Origin of the sequence: Petrotoga sp. 9PWA.NaAc.5.4 (assembly GCF_002895485.1) — a bacterium.
Lineage (GTDB): Bacteria > Thermotogota > Thermotogae > Petrotogales > Petrotogaceae > AZRK01.
The window spans coordinates 15,312-34,233 of record NZ_AZRK01000012.1; the positions used below are offsets into that span (position 1 = coordinate 15,312).

Below are 18,922 nucleotides of genomic sequence, written 5' to 3' on the forward strand. Positions count from 1 at the left end.
GTTAATTTATAAGAGTCCAAATTCTATTCCTTCACTACCGAAGGTAACGTTTTTATCCGGAATGTAGTTAATAAAAAACATAAAACTAAAAGATGTAAGCATAGGTTGAGGCAATACAGAAAATTTTGCATTAAATCTAACAGTCCAGCATACTATTTGTTTTTGTATTTGAAACTCTGTGAAATCCCAAGTGTTGTTTTTTAAGTCATAGTTGAAATAAGCTGAAGCAAACTCACTTTTATCTCTATTGATTATTTGAAACCCTGACTTTATAAAATCTGAAAGACTATACTGAAAATCTAAACCAAATGAATATTCGGAATTTTTCTCCAAAAAGTTTAAATTTAGATCGTATAAAGTGTATTCATTCTTCATATCAAAATTTCCAAATATTTTATTATCGTTATAATAAAAAGTATAATTAGTTGAAATTTCAGGAATGATATCTACAAATGTTTTTTCATGAATATATAAATTATAATCTAATTGCAATCTGTTTCGTTGATATCTAATAATTTCTCTATTTTTTAAGTATTCGATCTTTTTTTCTTCTTGATGCAAAACATCAAATTCACTTCTATGTGTATAGTTGGTAAATGTATTTGTAAGTCTTACGCTTGTCTTATCAAGGAAAATATTGTCAGAATCTTCCACGTTAAAGTAAGACTTTGTATATAATGTATTATTAGATCCCAATATTTTTATTTGACTTTGATTATCCAGGATTAAAGAACTTAATTCAGGAAACTCTGTTTTATTGAGTAAATTATAAGATCTACTTAATTTGGTATAATTTGAAAAGTTGTTGTTAAAAAGGGAAAAAGAATATCCTATATAATCATTATAATTCAATTGATCAGTTGCACTTGGAGTAAGGGAATTTTCTAAAACTTTAACATATTCTAACGAATTTCCTAAATCGAAATTGTACAAATTTATATCTATACCTGGTTTTAGACTATATTCAAATAAGGTTTTTCCATCTGAATAAACATCATTGGGGATAAAATCCCTTGTATGATTAAACCTTAAACCTGTTTGCATATTCAAATCTAAATTAAAATTGTTTGTTTGATATTCAAACAAGGAATCTCTATAAGAGAAAGTATTTTGAGTACTAAGTCTATTCTTTGTGGTGGTAGTTGATTGATTTGTAAAGTTATAATTGAAATTACCATACGAATTAGCAAAACCAGAGTATAAATTATATTTTCCCGCTAATTCTAAGTGATTTTCTTTGTTGTTCCATATTTCTGAAAAAGGTAAGTCTGAAATATCACCATATGAACGAGAATTAAATGTTAGTTTTGATAGAGATAACAAAGATCTTCCATATCTTTTTTGTAATGCTTGAGTTTCCAAATTCAAAAATAGTATATCTTCGAATCCATCTTCATTCCATTGAATATACGAATTTATATTTTTTAGATCCCCCAAATTTGTTTTTAGTGTGGGAATGTTTAACGACAAAAGAGATTGATTTGTATAGGGGTTCACTTTAAACTCTAATTTTGCCGGTTTTTTATTCTTCTCTTCAAAAAATTGATAATACAGCCCTAGGTTACCGTTAGATTTCAATATTTCTGAGAAAAAGAATAATTCTCCTGATAAAAAAGGTACACCATATCTTAAAACATAACTATCATAAAAAGCACCCGTTTTTAAATTGTTTGTGGATGTGTTTGAAAAGTGAAATTTTGATCCGTTATCAAATTTATAATTAATCTCAGTTGTAATATCTATTTGATTTTCACCGTAATTAAAGGTTAATGAGAATGGTTCATCTTCATCTGGTGATAGAGTTTGAAAATAAAAAGGCAAATATAAAACAGGAACCCCAAAAAAGCTGAGGGTTAAATCTCTTGCAATTAAAAAATAACCTGGATAAATATCAACTTTTTTAGCCGAAAAATAGTATGTTACGCATTCTTCACAAGTGGTTAACCGAGTTTCTTTAGCTTGAATAGTATTTTCATCAACTGGTTTTTCTATTTTATCAGACCATATTTTTATATTAACTTCTTTTTCTCCTTGATATTTTTGAACAGTGTAAGAATTTAAGAAAACGACAGAATCTTCTTCAAAATTCACGGTTATTTCAGATGCTTGGATTGAAATATCTTCATATAAATAATTTACGTTTCCATAAAATGTTGCAGATTTTATGGTTCCGTCATTTTTTAACTCTCCTTGAGCCCTATCTGATTTTATAATAGACCCTTCGTATACGACATAAACGTTATCTTCCAAGATCAATAAATTATCTCTCAAGTAAAAAAAATCAGCAGTTATATTAACAGGACTCGGAAAAGCCGAGATACTAACTATTATTATCAAAATTAAAGGCAATATTCTTCTTAAAGGTTCTAAGAGTTTATAAGAAAACTTTGTATCTAATATTAAAAACAAAAAAAGTCCAATGGCACCAAATATGATGTTTGGTATCCAAGCTGCAATTAATGGATCGATAATTTTTTCTTTACCTAAAGCACTTAACCATGCTCCTGATCCTTGATATATTATTACAAGAACAAAAGTAATTATTACACTCCATGACTTACTTGACAAATTTAAAAACAAAGATAAAGCTATTCCTAAAACACAAATGACAAGAGGAGCTAAAGAATTTGCAAATTTTGATTGATAAGAAACAACAAGTCCTGAAACATCCAAACCTAATTTTGAAAAAGTTTGTATCTTTTCTTTCAATTCTTTTGAGGTCATTTCATTAGCACCTTTTGAAAGGTTTAAAAATTCTTCAACTTCTTGGTCTATATCAAGTTCAAGCTGCTCAAATGAAACATCTAAATCTAAAAAGCCATCTTTATTGGTTTTAAACATTTTTCCATTTTTCATATACCAACCATCTGGGGCTTTTTGAGCTTCTTGAGCATTAAAAACGGTAGTATAGTTCTTTCCAACTTCGTACAATAAAACATCGTATAGAATACCGTTTTCTCGATCTAATTGTTTTACAAAAAGATACCTTCCATCTCCCACATTGACAAATTGATTTTCTTCAATTTGTGCCTGTGGTCTTTGATAGACGTATAGTGCCATAACCTCTTTAGCTTTATAATTTGATTTAGGGACTATAGTATCAAAAAGAGCAAAAGTAAAAAAACAAAGAATTAAAGATATTACAACAAAAGGGATTACAAATTTCTTCATGGGAATACCCAAGGTTTGCAAAGCTATTATTTCATTAGCAGAAGAAAGTTTTGAAACGACCCAAAATACGGCAAATAAAACACCTACCGGAATCCCCATAGATATAAAGTAAGGAAGATGGTACCAAATTAAAACTAATAGTTTTGAAAAACCAACGTTGTTTCTTACTATTATTTCTGATAGTTGGTACAATAGTTCAACACTTACAAAAACAATAAAAGCTATTATTCCCATCAAGAAAGGAGGTATAAACTCTTTTGAAACATATTTAAAGAGCTTTTTCATTTTATTCTTCTCCTAGAGAATAGAATAATTCCATTTCATTTTCTCGACATTTGAATAGATCTCCTGTTAAAGCCCAAATTATATCTTCGGACAAGTTTGTTGTCAGATCTGAAAAAGTTTCAATATTGTTTAATATTTCTAAATGGAAAGAAATTACTTTGAAATTTTCTTTAAATTTGTATAGATAAGACTTGTATGCTTTAATCAATGAGTCTATTTCTTTATTCGCAATACAAATATTCTTTGCTTTTTTAAAAAAATTATTTTCTGTCTCTTTAGTTTTTAACTTTTTTGCTTCAATATTTATGAAGTCAGACAACATCAACAAAGCGTATGAAAAAATTTCTTTAGTAATTTCCATAACATCTTCAAAATTAGCGGTATTTATGACATAAGGGTTATTCATTATATCAATATTAAGTTTTGAATTTTTCTCAATTAAATCAGCCATATTTTCAAATCTTTGTATTAATCTCGAACCTATAAAACAAGATTTAAGATAAATACCAGTAAAATTGTACGAAGAAAGTAAGACTATACTTTCGTATTCTAAATCTGCTTCCATTAGATCTATCCTGTCATCTTGCTGAATTATTTCTTTGGAAAGATCGATTTTTCTTTCTATATATGCATCACTGAATTTGTATAACATTCCCTGTACAATTCTTCCCATTCTTAAGACATTGTTAAGGTATCTTATTAATCTATTAAAGCTGAAAGTACTGATATCTTGAAAATTTTCTTTTTGTGGCAAGTTTAACCCCTCCACAATAATCAAAATTATAATCTATATAATCTATTCAAATCTTCTACCAAAACCTAATTTTTTATTTAAAGCGTTATAATAATTGTTCCCATTTCTTTGAGCTAATTTAATATTATCTTTACTACCAGATATTACGGCAGACATACCGGGTTCCATTCTATGAATTATATCTCCATCTCCTGTAAGATATGCGAAACCTTGAGACATGTTTTTCAATAAGATTTCAATTTTTTGATCTGAAAAGGTAATAAAAGGTCTTATATTCAAAGCATGTGGGGCTAATGGAACTATTTCTATAATATTTAAGTTGGGATCTATAATGGGGCCACCAGCTGACAAGGCGTAAGCTGTCGAACCTGTAGAAGTTGATAATATTATTCCATCACCTAAAAATGAAAATAAAACATGTTCTTGAATTTTAACTTCAATATCCATTGTTCCTAAAGGTTGACTTTTCAATAAAACAACATCATTCAAAACAACAATATCCTTGGTTCCCACGTGGCATTCTAAAATGTTTCTAATAGAAAAATAAATATTTTCTGTTTTTATATCTTGTAATAATTCTTCCATTTCATTACTCGAATAAGCGCTTAAAAATCCTAAGTTTCCAATATTAACCGCGATAATTGGTTTAGAAAAATAAGCAGCAATTTGTGCTATTTTTAAAACAGTCCCGTCGCCTCCGAAAACTATGAAGTAATCAGCAGATTGAACTTGGATGTTTTCGATAGAAGAACCTGCGGTTAAACACCCTAAAATTTCTATTTTTTCATCTTTAACTGGTTTTAAAATTTTCTCTTCTAAATCTTTTAGAGAAATTTTAAACGGATTATAAAAAACAAGAATTTTCATATATTATCCTCCAAGTCTAAATCCCAAATCCAAAAGCGATTGGACCAAAAATCGATCAAGAAAAAATAACATCAAAAAAGCTATCATAGGCGAAAAATCGAAATGACCTACTATTGTAGGGATGAACTTTCTTATAGGATTTAATATGACATTTGATACTGAATCAACAAAAGCTCTAAATTTGTTATAATACGGCATTATAAAACTCAATAAAGCAGAAATTATGATACAAAATTCAAAGAAAATGATAACTATTCTCAAAATACTGCCTAAAGCTACAAAGAGATTACCTAAAACAAACATTTTATTCCTCCTTGATTGTTAATTGTCTACTTACTTTAGAAATTCTAAAATTCTTATTATGTATATGTTTTAGTATTGATTCTTTTACAAAATACCTCCCCACTTCTAACCCTTACTAATTATTAATCTCTTTAGTTTTCGGTACTTGTACCGAAGGAATGGGGAGAGGGCTCCGCCCTGAACCCATTTTAAATTCAAAATCTCATTTTCTGAAAACTATCATTTTCTTAATCTCTTTAGTTTTCGGTACTTGTACCGAAGGAATGGGGAGAGGGCTCCGCCCTGAACCCATTTTAAATTCAAAATCTCATTTTCTGAAAACTATCATTTTCTTAATCTCTTTAGTTTTCGGTACTTGTACCTAAGGAATAGGGAGAAGACTCCGCCTTGGACCCATTTTAAATTCAAAATCTCATTTTCCAAAAACTATCTTTTCTAAAGTACCTATATTAATTGTCAGCTATTTTACGTTCTCCAAAAATCTTTGTACCAATCCTTAGAAATGTTGAGCCTTCTTCTATTGCAATTCTATAATCGTTACTCATTCCCATGGATAATTCTTTTAAACTTGGAAACTTCGCGGATAAACTATCTCTAAGTTCACGAAGTGTTGAAAAAGTTTTTCTAATGTTATTTTTGTCTTGTGTATAAGGTGCCATAGTCATCAAACCAATAACTTCGATATTTTTATAGTTTTTTACTTTATTTAAAAAGTCTTCTACCTGAAACGGTTGAAGACCGGCCTTTGTTTCTTCACCAGAAACATTAACTTCTAAAAAAATTTTTTGTATTTTATTTATCGTTTCAGCTCTTTTTTGAATTTCTTCGATTTCTTTTAATCGACAAACAGAATGTATATATTCCGCAATATTAACAATATTTTTTATCTTTTTAGTTTGAATTCTACCTATAAAATGCCAAGTTATATCCAAATTTTCTAAAGTTGTATGCTTACTCTGCATCTCTTGAGCCCTATTTTCACCAAAATCGTTTTGACCTTCCTCATAAATTGACTTTATAGACTCTGCTGAAAAGTTTTTTGAAACAGCTACTAATTTTATTTCCTCATAGTTTCTTTTACAGTTTAAAGCAATTTCTTTGATCTCTTCTTTTAACTTTTTATAATTTTCTTTTATAAGTTCATTAATCAATTTCACTTTCACTCCATAAAGTAATATTGTCTTTAAAAGATCTTTTGTTATAATTTAGTTTTTTGTAAGCTTTTTCTGTTGCCACTCTTCCACGAGGCGTCCTTATTATGAATCCAGATTGAAGTAAAAATGGTTCGTAAACTTCACTTATAGAGTCAGGTTCTATGCCAAGGGAAGAAGCAAGTGCATTAATTCCTACTGGTCCACCATCGTAATTCTCTATTATTGTTTTTAAAATCTTTCTATCCATTTTATCCAGCCCATCGGTATCCATTTCAAGTAAATTCATAGTATTAATAACGTCTTCAACTTCTATAATGTTTTTACCATTTACTTGGATGTAATCTCTAACTCTTCTTAATAATCTATTAGCAATTCTTGGAGTTCCTCTTGATCTTTGAGCTAAAAGCAAAGAAGCCTGATCGTTAATTTGTACATTTAATAAAGAAGCGCTTCTTTTAATAATTATTTTCAGTTCTTCAGGGGGATAAAAATCCATTTCTAAGATAATTCCGAATCTACTTCTAAGCGGCGGAGATATTAATCCTAACCTAGTAGTGGCCCCTATTAAGGTAAAAGGTTGTAAATCAATTCTTAAAGATCTTGCCGAAGGTCCTTTACCTATTATTATGTCCAATTGAAAATCTTCCATAGCAGAGTATAAAATTTCTTCAACGGATCTATTTAATCTATGAATCTCGTCTATGAATAATATGTCACCTTTTTCTAAATTTGTGAGCATTGCAGCTAAATCCCCCGCTTTTTCAACAACTGGACCACTCGTAATTTGCAAGTTTGCTCCGATTTCGTTGGCTATAACATGGGCAAGAGTTGTTTTACCTAATCCAGCCGGCCCTGCTAAGACTATATGATCTATCGATTCTTTTCGTATTTTGGCTGCTTCTACTGCCACTTTGATTTTGTTTTTTATATTGTTTTGGCCTATAAACTCATCCAAAAATTTAGGCCTTAAATTTTTAGATGTCAGATCTTCATTTTGTAGTTCTGGATTCAAAAATCTTTCTTCTAATTCATCGTTTTTTTCTTTCATAAAAAAACTCCCTTATAACTTATATATTACTTACCTTAAAAATTTTAAAACCTATGGATAAACTCTGTAAAGCGTTCTTGCAAAAGGTATCGATTCTCTAATATGTTCCAAACCACATATCCAAGCAACAGTTCTTTCTATTCCCAAACCAAATCCACTGTGAGGAACACTCCCATACCTTCTTAAATCTAAGTACCATTGATATTCATCTAATGGTAAATTATTTTCTTTTAACCTTTCTATTAATACTTCTTCTTTCCAAATTCTTTCAGAAGCACCTATTATTTCCCCATATCCTTCCGGAGCTAATAAATCATCACATAAAACTACATCAGGATTTGTCTCGTCAGGTTGCATATAGAAGGCTTTAACTTTTTTTGGATATTTTTCAACAAAGACTGGTTTTTCAAATTGTGAAGCTATAGCTGTTTCTTCGTCAGCGCCAAAATCGTCTCCCCAACTGATATTGAATCCTTTTTTATTTAAGAATTCTATAGCTTTCGTATATGTTATTCTTTCAAAAGGGGCTGTAACTTTCTCTAACTTCGTTATATCTCTGCCGATTTCTTTTAAATCTTCAGAAGCATTTTCTAATGTTTTTTGTACTATATATGATACCAAATTTTCTTGTAATCTCATATTATCTTCATGTCTATAAAAAGCGACTTCAGCTTCGTTCATCCAAAATTCTATAAGATGTCTTCTCGTTTTTGATTTTTCGGACCTAAAAGTAGGACCTAAGTTATAAACTTTTCCAAGTGCCATAGCTGCTGCTTCTAAATAAAGCTGTCCAGTTTGAGCTAAGTAAACCTTTCCATAATCAAAATAATCTAAACTGAATGTATTTCCAGCAGATTCTCCGATAGAACCTGTGAATATGGGAGTATCTATCAAAATGAAGTCATTTTGATTATAAAAATCTCTAATTGCTTTTATAATTTCGTTTCTTATTCTTAAAATATGGAACTGTCTCTTTGATCGCAACCACAAGTGTCTATTTTCCATCAAAAAGTCTATCCCATGCTCTTTTTTTGAAATCGGATAATCGTCTTTTGGCTCATGTATTATTTCTATATTCTTTATATGCAATTCTACGTTTTGGGGAGAACGTTCGTCTCTTTTTATTTCCCCAATTATTGTAACGCTACTTTCCATTTTGATTTTTCTTATTTTTTCAAATTGTTCTTCATCAAAGTTCTTTTTCTCAGCTATGCCTTGAACAAAACCAGTACCATCTCTTAATTGTAAAAAAGCTATTTTCCCACCACTTCTTTTATTCCAAACCCAACCACGAAATTCAATTTCTTCTCCAATATGGTTTTTAAAATCTTTTATATATATCCATTGCGTCTTCATAAGACACCTCCGAAAGTTATCAATTTTAAAATTATAATAATTTGGTCAGGTTACTTCTATTTATTATATCACAAGAGAATTTCATAAGAAAGTTTAAAATAGATATAAAACTTGAAAACTATCTATGCTTATGATATAATTTTAATGAAAATATAAGTGGGGTCGTGGCGCAGCTGGGAGCGCGCTACCATGGCACGGTAGAGGTCGTGGGTTCAAGTCCCATCGACTCCACCATAGTTGAGGGAGCTTATCCCTCTTTTTTTATATATCGTAAAATTAGAGACTTTAGAAAGAATTTTTTAAGAAAATAAATGTTTGATATAATAGGTTTAAATGGGCCATGCAACGTAACAGTACGTTAAAAATAAAATTTTGAATATATAATTGCTTTAATGCGGTTAAGAAATAAGTTTTTAGGGGGTAAAAAAGATGGAAGAATATTTAACTTTTGATGATGTGCTGTTGTTACCTAAAAAGAGCGAGGTTGTTCCTAATCAAGTAGATACGTCTTCGAAACTTGTAAAAAACATTTATTTAAAAATACCTTTTTTATCTGCAGCTATGGATACTGTTACTGAATATAGAATGGCTAAAGCAATGGCAAGAGAAGGCGCTGTAGGAGTTATACACAAAAATTTGTCTATAGAAGATCAGGTAAAAGAAGTATCGAGAGTCAAAAGAACCGAAAATGGTATTATAAACGACCCAATTACCATTTCTCCAGAGGTAACTATAAAAGAAGCAGAAGATATAATGAGAGAATATGGTGTAGGAGGACTTCCTGTCGTTGATAAAAATATGAAACTTCTTGGGATTTTGACTAACAGAGATATCAGATTTGAGAAGGACTCTCAGAAGAAAGCTAAAGAACTTATGACTCCATATGAGAATTTAATAGTAGCGAGTCCTAATATTACTTTAGATCAAGCTCGAGAAATTTTACATCAAAATAAAATAGAAAAATTACCTTTAGTTGATAATAATAGTCTTATAGTAGGTTTAATAACAATTAAAGATATCATGTCAGTTATTGAAAATCCTAACGCTACAAGAGATGGAAAGGGGCGTTTGGTAGTTGGAGCTGCGGTAGGAGTTTCTGATGGATTAGCAAGAACAGAAGAATTAGTTAAAGCTGGAGTTGATTTTGTTGTTTTGGATTCAGCTCATGGCCACTCTAAAAATATAATAAATACTTTAAAAGCTATTAAAAATAACTTTCCTGATCTCCCGATAATAGCAGGAAATATTGCAACTGCCCAAGCTGCAAAAGAATTAATAGAAAATGGAGCTGATGCACTAAAAGTTGGAATTGGACCAGGTTCTATATGTACAACAAGAGTAATTTCAGGCGTTGGAGTACCTCAATTAACCGCAATAATGAAAGTAGCAGAAGTGGCAAAAAAATTTGAAATACCTGTGATAGCTGATGGGGGAATTAGATATTCTGGAGATATAGTTAAAGCTTTAGCAGCAGGTGCTTCTACAGTCATGATGGGAAGCATATTTGCTGGTACAGAAGAAGCCCCTGGAGAAACTATTATTTATCAAGGTAGAAAATTCAAGTCTTATAGAGGCATGGGATCACTGGCAGCAATGGAAAAAGGAAGCAAGGATAGGTATTTTCAAGAGTCTGTTCCCAATGAAAAATTAGTTCCAGAAGGAATAGAAGCTATGGTAGCTTATAAAGGAGATGTAAAAGATGTTCTTGTCCAGCTTATTGGGGGAGTAAAGGCAGGAATGGGATATATAGGAGCAGAAAATATAAAGGATCTTCAAAATAAAGCAGAATTCATAAAAATCACCCATGCTAGTATGATAGAGAGTCATCCTCATGATGTAAAAATTACAAGAGAAGCCCCTAACTATTTCTTTTCTTAATAGACATTTTAGAAATGAAACGTTTCTAAAAATAAGTGCTTGAATTTATACATGGCCCGGGGGTAGAGTCCTCTTACTTCTTCGCTACAGGTACAAGTTCGATTTTCTTAAATTAGGAGAATATATAATGGTATGCAAAAGATGGATTTTATATGGAAGAGTCCAAGGAGTTGGACTGAGACATTTTATAAGAGTAAATGCTTTGAGATTAAAATTAGAAGGTTATGTAAAGAACCTTTTTGATGGTTCTGTAGAGGTTGTTGCACAAGGAGAAGAGGAAAAAGTCAAAGAACTTAAAAAAATTATATTAAGAGGAAACGGTTTTAGTAAAGTGGAAGATATAGAAGAAGATGATTTTCCAATAAGTAATTATGGTGATTTTCATATAGAGTATTAACAACAAAAAAGTATTAAAAATAAAAAGAGAACGAAATTCGTTCTCTTTTTATTTTTGTGTAATTAAAGAAACATTTATATATTTTTTAGTTAATTTGAAATTACTATCTAGCTGAAAGAAAGTAACCCATGCGAAATAATATGAAAAAACTAAATATTTTTATAAGATTTCTCTTATTTGTTTCTCCCTGACTTTTTTCGAACTTGAAAAAAAGTTCTATTTTGATTTATACTTTTAATAAAAGAATAAGTTTTTATTATTAAAAAACTAAAATTCTGGAGGATAAATGTGGAATCAAAAAACGTATTAGAGGTTTTTAAAACTGTTCAAAAGAAGCCTTTGATATCAAGAACAGAAATAGCAAAAATAACTCATTTAAGTCAATCTACAGTTGGTAGATGTATTCAAAGACTTTTGGAAAAAAACTTTCTCATTGAAAAAATGAATGGAAAAAGTACAGGTGGAAGACCTCCTATTTTTTTAGATATAAACAAAAAAAATTCATTCTCTGTTGGTGTAGAAATAGGAGAATCCCATATTGATGTAATACTCTTAAATTTAGTATATGAAATTATAGAAAGTAAAAGTAAAAAAATAGATAATAATATAACCGTAGAATCTTTAACTAACATTATCCAAGAAATGTATGACGAAATTTTGTATAAAAGTCACATTTCAAAAGAGGACATCATAAGCATAGGTTTAGGAGTACCAGGTATAGTTAGTGCCAATCAAAAAAGACTGTTGTTGTCTCCAAATTTAAAATGGAAAAATATTTCTTTAGGAGAAATTTTAGAAGACAAATTACAAAAACCTGTATTTTTAGATAATGGAGCTAATTTAATGACGTTTGCTGAGTATCACTTTAATAAGCTTTCGCCAGATTCCATGGTTTTAGGTATTATAGTTGGAAAAGGAATTGGTACAGGCTTTATTACAAAAGGTGAGATTTTTAGAGGTATAAATGGAGCAGCTTTAGAAGCAGGTCATTCAGTTATTAAGTTAGATGGTCCACTTTGTAGTTGTGGAAGACGAGGTTGTGTAGAAGCTTTAGCTTCGTTACCTCAATTAATAAGAGCATATAATTCAAAAACAAAAGACAATTTAGTTGATAATATCAATGAATTTTATCAATTAGTTATCCAAAAAGATAAATTAGCCCTTTCTTTATTAGAAGATGAAGCACATTATCTTTCAATTTTAGCCGCCAATTTAGCTAATACTATAAATCCTTCACATATCATAATAGGAGGAGAAATTACCCCAATTTTAACTCTCATGATTAAAACAATAAATAATTTCTTTTTAGAACAGGTATTGATTACCAACAGATGTGAACTGTTGACTTCGCAATTAAATGAAAAGAGTATAGCCTATGGAGCGGCAATAATGGCTATAGAAAAGGAGATTGAAGAATATATTTGATTCAGAAAGAAGAATGAGAAATTAGGTTTTTAATAAAAAAGAAAAACTATAGTTAAGGGAGGAATTGTTATGAAGAAAGGCCAAAAAATCGGTTTGTTGGTGTTACTTGTATTGTGTGTGTTTTCTTTGATAGGATTTGGCGCATCTGATAAATCTAAGTTAAGTGGCAACATTGTGTATGCTGTACGTAGCTGGGACGTTGAAACTGAACAAAAATTTGTAGAAGAATTCAACAAAGTATATCCTAACATAAAAGTACAGATTGTAAGTTTTGACGGAGATTTGAACGAGTATCTCAGCGCACAAGCCGCTGCTAAAACATTGCCAGATGTTGTGTATGGATGGGAAAATTTGACCTATCCCATTTCACAAGGCTGGTTATATCCGTTAGATGAATTCTTGGAAAAAGATGAAGAAATTAAATATGTAGACTCAAAACTTTTAGAGAGATACAAATTTAACGGAAAGACTTATGCACTTCCAACAAATTTGCAGTTCAGTGCAGTTATGGTTAACCTAGATTTAGTAGAACAACTGAATATGGATCCCCCATCATATGAATGGACTGTTGATGAGTTTAGAGAATATCTTATCAACGCAACAACGAATGTATATTCAGGAATAAACCATTTGTGGGGTTTTGAGGAAGTTATGACGGGTATGTTCAGTAAAAATCTACATCAGTTGGCTTATGATCCAATAGAACGTAAGTTTAACTTCACTGAAGGAAGTTGGGTTAGGGCTATTAACTTTCAAAAGAATCTTAAGTCTGTTCCAGGGTTAGTATCAGATGATCTCAAGAATGATGTAATAAGAAACGCTGGCGGACTTGATGACTATCAGAAAAAGTTTGGTAAAGATGCAGACGCACTAAGGGAAGGAAAAGTATTGATGGGTTTTCATGGAACTTGGGATTTAAGCTGGATTAGAACGATGAATTATATGTATGATATGTACCCTCTGCCACAAGATCCTAACATTGGATACAGAGAGGCACTGCATGCAGACCATGCCTTTATGATGTCTACAACAAAGTATCCAGAGGCTGCTTTTGAGTTTCTTAAGTGGAGATCATACGGTAAAGACGGCGTTTTGACAAGATTGAATATCATGAAAAATAAAACAGATGCTGCTGGTAACTTGACCCCTGATTTTATTATCCCTGCAACTAACGATCCAGAGGTTGTCAAATTTTTTAAATCTTTAGATTTTGTTCCAGAAGGCGTTAAGTTCATGTATGACAATGTTGATAAGGCTTTTTGGGCAGATTTTTACAAGATAGTACCAGACTGGAGTAAAGCACTCGATGAAGTGATTATTCCAAAGAGTGAAGAAGTTAGACAAGGAAAGGTCGAAGCTGCTGCTATAGCTGCTGAACTTGAAACCAGATCTAATCAAATAATTCAAAATGCTTGGAAAACTTTTGATTCGCAGATTGTTGAAGTGCAAAAGAATTTTAAACCGACTCGTTAATTGTTTATTTTAACTGTTCTTTCTTGTTTCTTTGGGTACTTTAGGGATTTACCCTAAAGTACCTTTTTAAAATAAGCAATTTTAAGTTTTTCAGAGTTGTTTTTAATTATACAGCAATATAGTGGAGGTTTTTTATACTATGTTTTCTAAAGCAATAAGATCTTTGTTTTTACTATTTATATATGTTTTTGTGTTTGTATCTATTTTTGCAAATTTATATGTTGATAATTGGATTTCATACAAAGAAAGCAACGTTATTCAAACTGTTTCGTTTGAAGATTTTAAGATTCTTTCAGGCTCAGAATTTGAAAACACTCCTGAAGGTTTAGTATTACCTATTGATGGCGTAGTTGAAATATCTTTCGATGTTTCTGAAGATGGTTTGTATTTAATGATACTACATTACATGATAGACAGTGACAAAGTTTTAACAAGTAGAATGTCTATCTTTTGGGATAATAATGAGTTAACTGTTCCTCTTCCTGCCATATGGACCGATGAAACAAAGGACTATCCAACAGATAGATACGGTAACGAAGTAGTTCCAAGACAAGTTATGATCAAACAATTTCACAGTGAGTACGTTAAGGATTATGGAAGTTTATCTGCAGCACCTTATATTTTTGAATTTGAAAAAGGTGTTCAGAATATTAAACTAAAAAATGAATCTCAGTCTTTAATATTAAACAGTGTGATGCTAATTAAGTACGAAAGAGCGCAAACCTATGAAGAGTATATATTGAATGTACCAAATCGTAAAATCGGTGGAGAGATTGCACCTATTGAAGCTGAAGGTTACTTAGTTAAGTCTGATTCGTTTATACGTCCTGGAAACCAACAAGATCCTTCATTGCATCCATATGAAACGGTTTCAAGAAAATTGAATATTATAGATGGAAATTCTTGGGATCAAGTGGGACAAAAGGTTATGTGGGTATTTGAGGTACCTGAAGATGGGATTTATTATTTTGCTTTTAGGTATTCACAATCAATTAACGACGGGATTTCTGTGTTTAGAAATATCTATATAGACGGGGAAATGTTGTTTTCTGAATTGATGAGTTATATGTTCCCTTACACTGGGTTACGATACAAAAACATATTTTTAGAAGAAAGAAATAGTGGGGAACCATTAGGGATATGGTTAGAAAAGGGAACGCATACAATTTCTTTGGAAGTTGATGGAACACCTTTAGACAGCGTGGTTGATAAACTTAGAAACTTAATCTTTGAAATTAATAAAACCGGCTTAGAGATAAAAAAATTAACAGGTGGAGTTGTCGATAAAAACAGGAAATGGGATATAGAACTATATTTACCGGATATTGTTGAAAGGCTTGAGGGTTGGGCAAACGAGCTAGATGATATATATGATGAGATTGAAGCTCTTTTTGGTCAGACTCCTGCCTCAATAATTAATCTTAAAATTGCTGCCAAAAATATAAGAGATCTTGCAAAAGAACCCGATAAAATACCTATTCGATTAAATAAACTGAGTGAAGGTTTTTCTTCAGCGTCTAATTTGATTTCAGAAACGATTGATGTACTTTCAACTCAACCGTTGAATTTGGATAGAATTTATGTATTAAATTCACCAGTCTTACCGGATGATGAAGTAGGTTTTTTGACTAGATTTATGGAAGGTTTAAAACGATTTGTTTTTTCTTTTTTTCCGCAGAATAAGGAGTATATGGCTGTAAATGACAAAAACTCGGATGAACTTTTGGTTTGGGTTAATAGGCCAATACAATACGTTGAAATGCTGCAACAAATGGCAGATTCTGATTTTACTTCAAAAACAGGAATAAGTGTGAGGTTTTCTGTTATGCCTAATGAACAAAAACTTATCTTAGCAAATGCTGCAAACATTAGTCCTGATTTAGCTTTGGGAATAAGCAACTACATTCCGTATGATTTAGCTATTAGAGGCGCAGTGTATGATTTAACGCAGTTTGACGATTTTTGGGAGTATATAAGTAGAGAGTACAATCTGGAGACTTTGATCCCTTTTTATGTAGATGGAAAGGTTTACGGAGTCACCGAAACTCAGGATTTTTATGTACTGTTCTATAGGAAGGATATATTAGAAAGTTTGAACTTAGAAGTGCCTCAAACTTGGGATGAAGTACAGATAGCGATGTCAACCCTTTATAGAAATTCTATGAACTTTTATTTGCCAATGGCAGGATGGACTGGTTTAAAGCCTTTTTACACCACTGTTCCGTTTATCTATCAAAGTGGCGGTAGGTTGTATACAGACGACGGTTTAAGAACGGCTATAAATGAAGAAAATGCAATTAAAGGTTTTGAAATAATGACGAAACTTTTTACTATTTATAGTGTCTCCCAAAGTGTTCCCAATTTTTATAACGAATTTAGATACGGAAGAATCCCTATGGGTGTATCTAACTTTACCACTTATGTAATGCTTATGACTGCTGCCCCTGAAATAGCAAGTCAGTGGGACATAGCATTATCCCCGGGAGTGAAAAATGAAAATGGTGAAATCTTAAGATATCAAGTTGGTAGTGATAGGGCTGCCGTGTTGTTTTCTAACAGTGACAAAAAAGAGGAGGCTTGGGAGTTTTTGAAATGGTGGCTTTCAAAGGATACACAAGTGGAGTATGCATACAGGATGCAGACTAGATATGGACCTGAATATATGTGGAACACAGCTAACATGGCCGCATTTGAAGAGTTATCTTTCCCTGATAATCATAAAAAGATTATTTTAGAGCAATGGAGCTGGATGAAAGAGATTCCAAGACACCCTGCCGGATATATGTTAGAACGAGAGATAAGTAATGCATGGACGGATGTTGTCATGAATGGAGAGGGAATCAGAATAGCTGTCGATAAAGCCTCGATAACTATCAACAGGGAAATAATACGAAAGATGGAGGAGTTTGGATATATTAAAGATGGGAAAGTAATTAAAACTTATGAGATTCCTTCAATTGAAAATATTAAGGCTGAGGTGGAAAAGAATAAATGAAAGTCAAACAGAAGTTTATTAACCGAAATTCTCATTGGGTTTTACTATCACCATATATAATACTGTTTTGTCTTTTTATACTAATACCTGTGATTAGTGCGGCAGTATTGTCTTTTACTTATTTTAATGCTGTACAACCACCTAAATTTATCGGATTAAAAAACTATATTTCATTACTAACCCAAGATACTGTATTTATGCAAAAGGTTCTTCCAAATACTATAAAATATGCACTAATTGTTGGGCCTGGTGGTTATATCCTTTCTTTTATCTTTGCGTGGATGCTTGCACAGATTCCAAAAACACCAAGAACATTTATTGCAATACTTATTTATCTTCCATCTATGACATCTGGAGTTATGATGAGTACAATTTGGAGCATTATTTTTAGCGGTAATCAACTAGGGTATTTAAACAGTTTTTTAATAGAAATTGGTATGATCACGGAACCCATTCAATGGTTACAGTCTCCAGAGTATTTGATGACTATAGTTATTATCGTTGCACTTTGGAGTAGTATGGGGGTAGGATTTTTGGCCATGCTTGCTGGAGTGTTAAACGTGAACGAAGAATTGTATGATGCTGCATATATAGACGGTGTCAGTAACAGGTTCCAAGAGATTATTTATGTAACTATACCTTCTATGAAACCTCAGATGCTTTTTGGTGCAGTAATGGCAATCGTTAACACTTTTACAACAAGTGGGTTGGGAGTCGCCTTAGCAGGATCAAATCCAACTCCTCAATATGCTGCTCAATTAATAGTTAATCATATAGAAGATTATGGATTCATCAGGTATGAAATGGGATACGCAGCTGCAGCTTCTGTAGTTCTTTTAATTATTGTTTGGATTGCATCCAGGGTTTCTTGGAGTTTATTTGGAGAAAAGGATTAAAGATTGAGGTGATTATTAATGTCAAGTTTGAAATCTAGACGTATTAACCCGGATAAATTTCATAAAAGTCAGTTGAAGTTTTATGCAATTTTGATTCCAGTTAGTGCTTTTATGGTTTTACCTATTCTGTTTATAATATTTCATGCATTTAAACCGATAGACGAACTTTTTGCTTATCCTCCACGATTTTTTACTACAAGACCTACTTTGGATAATTTTAAAAGATTGTTTACTGCAACAACTGAGTCTAACGTACCTGTCTCAAGATATCTTTTTAACAGCGTTGTTTCTACATTGTTCACAGTGTTGTTTACACTTTGGGTAACAGCCTCTGCAGGGTATGTTCTTTCAAAGAAAAATTTTAAGGGAAAGGATACCTTGTTTACAATAAATACATTGGCTCTCATGTTCGTTCCTGTTGCTGTTAGTATTCCAAGATTTTTGGTTATCGTTAAACTTGGACTCATAGATAATTTTTTTGCTCATATTCTTCCATTGTTGGCTATGCCTGTTGGGCTTTTTTTGGTTAAGCAGTTTATAGATCAGATCCCCAATTCATTAATTGAGGCAGCAAAGATTGACGGGGCTTCAGATTACTATATTTTAATGAAGGTAATTATCCCACTTATAAAACCGGCTTTGTCCACGGTTGCAATACTTGCTTTTCAAACATCTTGGAACAGCATTGAATCATCTGCCATGTTTATTAACGATGAGTCTTTAAAAACTTTTGCTTTTTACATGAATACGCTTGTTTCAACTACAGGTAACACTGTTGCCGGTCAAGGAATGGCTGCTGCTGCTTCTTTGATTATGTTTTTGCCAAATTTGATACTTTTCATAATACTTCAGTCTAGAGTTATGGACACAATGATGTATTCGGGTCTTAAATGATTTCCTGACGTTTTGGAGGATACTAT

General features: G+C 31.6%; 14 protein-coding genes and 1 tRNA gene. 8 read left to right on the top strand and 7 right to left on the bottom strand.

Annotation, left to right across the window (positions count from 1 at the left end):
- Positions 1–6: 6 nt before the first annotated feature.
- The 7 genes from X924_RS04460 to asnS all read right to left on the bottom strand — a co-directional run bounded on the left by X924_RS04460 (position 7) and on the right by asnS (position 8,938).
- Entirely contained in the window at positions 7–3,456 is a 3,450-nt protein-coding gene (locus X924_RS04460; RefSeq protein WP_121957747.1) for an LptF/LptG family permease, read from the bottom strand.
- A 1-nt stretch (position 3,457) separates the two neighbouring features.
- A complete protein-coding gene (locus tag X924_RS04465) occupies positions 3,458–4,210 on the bottom strand; it encodes a PhoU domain-containing protein (RefSeq protein ID WP_121957748.1) in 753 nt (250 codons plus the stop codon).
- Between the two features lie 42 nt (positions 4,211–4,252).
- Entirely contained in the window at positions 4,253–5,077 is an 825-nt protein-coding gene (locus tag X924_RS04470) for an NAD(+)/NADH kinase (RefSeq protein WP_121957749.1), read from the bottom strand.
- A 3-nt stretch (positions 5,078–5,080) separates the two neighbouring features.
- The gene (locus X924_RS04475) at positions 5,081–5,380 is read right to left on the bottom strand and encodes a YggT family protein (protein WP_121957750.1); all 300 of its coding nucleotides are present in this window, start codon (positions 5,378–5,380) and stop codon (positions 5,081–5,083) included.
- A gap of 449 nt (positions 5,381–5,829) precedes the next feature.
- Positions 5,830–6,528 carry a YggS family pyridoxal phosphate-dependent enzyme gene (locus X924_RS04480; RefSeq protein WP_121957853.1) on the bottom strand — a complete coding sequence of 233 codons (699 nt, stop codon included), beginning with the start codon at positions 6,526–6,528 and terminating at the stop codon, positions 5,830–5,832.
- Positions 6,524–7,582 carry a Holliday junction branch migration DNA helicase RuvB gene (ruvB, locus tag X924_RS04485; protein ID WP_121957751.1) on the bottom strand — a complete coding sequence of 353 codons (1,059 nt, stop codon included), beginning with the start codon at positions 7,580–7,582 and terminating at the stop codon, positions 6,524–6,526. The genes X924_RS04480 and ruvB overlap by 5 nt, the downstream gene beginning before the upstream one ends.
- A 51-nt stretch (positions 7,583–7,633) precedes the next feature.
- A complete protein-coding gene (asnS, locus tag X924_RS04490; protein ID WP_121957752.1) occupies positions 7,634–8,938 on the bottom strand; it encodes an asparagine--tRNA ligase in 1,305 nt (434 codons plus the stop codon).
- A 158-nt stretch (positions 8,939–9,096) separates the two neighbouring features.
- On the opposite strand from asnS, the gene X924_RS04495 reads away from it, so the two are divergent.
- The 8 genes from X924_RS04495 to X924_RS04530 all read left to right on the top strand — a co-directional run bounded on the left by X924_RS04495 (position 9,097) and on the right by X924_RS04530 (position 18,896).
- Positions 9,097–9,172, top strand: a tRNA-Ala gene (locus X924_RS04495).
- Between the two features lie 195 nt (positions 9,173–9,367).
- Positions 9,368–10,816 (top strand): IMP dehydrogenase, encoded by a 1,449-nt coding sequence (guaB, locus tag X924_RS04500; protein ID WP_121957753.1) that lies wholly within the window; start codon positions 9,368–9,370, stop codon positions 10,814–10,816.
- 127 nt (positions 10,817–10,943) lie between these two features.
- Positions 10,944–11,213, top strand: coding sequence for an acylphosphatase (locus X924_RS04505; protein WP_121957754.1), 270 nt, complete (start codon positions 10,944–10,946; stop codon positions 11,211–11,213).
- Positions 11,214–11,501: 288 nt separating this feature from the next.
- Complete coding sequence (locus X924_RS04510; RefSeq protein WP_121957755.1) at positions 11,502–12,638, top strand: ROK family protein; 1,137 nt, start codon at positions 11,502–11,504, stop codon at positions 12,636–12,638.
- 69 nt (positions 12,639–12,707) lie between these two features.
- Positions 12,708–14,111 (top strand): ABC transporter substrate-binding protein, encoded by a 1,404-nt coding sequence (locus tag X924_RS04515; RefSeq protein ID WP_121957756.1) that lies wholly within the window; start codon positions 12,708–12,710, stop codon positions 14,109–14,111.
- A gap of 139 nt (positions 14,112–14,250) precedes the next feature.
- The gene (locus tag X924_RS04520) at positions 14,251–17,106 is read left to right on the top strand and encodes an extracellular solute-binding protein (RefSeq protein ID WP_121957757.1); all 2,856 of its coding nucleotides are present in this window, start codon (positions 14,251–14,253) and stop codon (positions 17,104–17,106) included.
- Positions 17,103–18,002: a carbohydrate ABC transporter permease gene (locus X924_RS04525; RefSeq protein WP_121957758.1), complete on the top strand. Its 900-nt coding sequence runs from the start codon at positions 17,103–17,105 to the stop codon at positions 18,000–18,002. The genes X924_RS04520 and X924_RS04525 overlap by 4 nt, the downstream gene beginning before the upstream one ends.
- An 18-nt stretch (positions 18,003–18,020) precedes the next feature.
- Positions 18,021–18,896: a carbohydrate ABC transporter permease gene (locus X924_RS04530; RefSeq protein WP_121957759.1), complete on the top strand. Its 876-nt coding sequence runs from the start codon at positions 18,021–18,023 to the stop codon at positions 18,894–18,896.
- The last annotated feature ends 26 nt before the right edge of the window (positions 18,897–18,922 follow it).

Coding starts and splice junctions, on each gene's coding strand:
- X924_RS04460 (WP_121957747.1), bottom strand. CDS start 3,456: ATGAAAAAGCTCTTTAAATATGTTTCAAAAGAGTTTATACCTCCTTTC.
- X924_RS04475 (WP_121957750.1), bottom strand. CDS start 5,380: ATGTTTGTTTTAGGTAATCTCTTTGTAGCTTTAGGCAGTATTTTGAGA.
- guaB (WP_121957753.1), top strand. CDS start 9,368: ATGGAAGAATATTTAACTTTTGATGATGTGCTGTTGTTACCTAAAAAG.
- X924_RS04505 (WP_121957754.1), top strand. CDS start 10,944: ATGGTATGCAAAAGATGGATTTTATATGGAAGAGTCCAAGGAGTTGGA.
- X924_RS04530 (WP_121957759.1), top strand. CDS start 18,021: ATGTCAAGTTTGAAATCTAGACGTATTAACCCGGATAAATTTCATAAA.
- X924_RS04470 (WP_121957749.1), bottom strand. CDS start 5,077: ATGAAAATTCTTGTTTTTTATAATCCGTTTAAAATTTCTCTAAAAGAT.
- X924_RS04520 (WP_121957757.1), top strand. CDS start 14,251: ATGTTTTCTAAAGCAATAAGATCTTTGTTTTTACTATTTATATATGTT.
- ruvB (WP_121957751.1), bottom strand. CDS start 7,582: ATGAAAGAAAAAAACGATGAATTAGAAGAAAGATTTTTGAATCCAGAA.
- X924_RS04515 (WP_121957756.1), top strand. CDS start 12,708: ATGAAGAAAGGCCAAAAAATCGGTTTGTTGGTGTTACTTGTATTGTGT.
- X924_RS04525 (WP_121957758.1), top strand. CDS start 17,103: ATGAAAGTCAAACAGAAGTTTATTAACCGAAATTCTCATTGGGTTTTA.
- asnS (WP_121957752.1), bottom strand. CDS start 8,938: ATGAAGACGCAATGGATATATATAAAAGATTTTAAAAACCATATTGGA.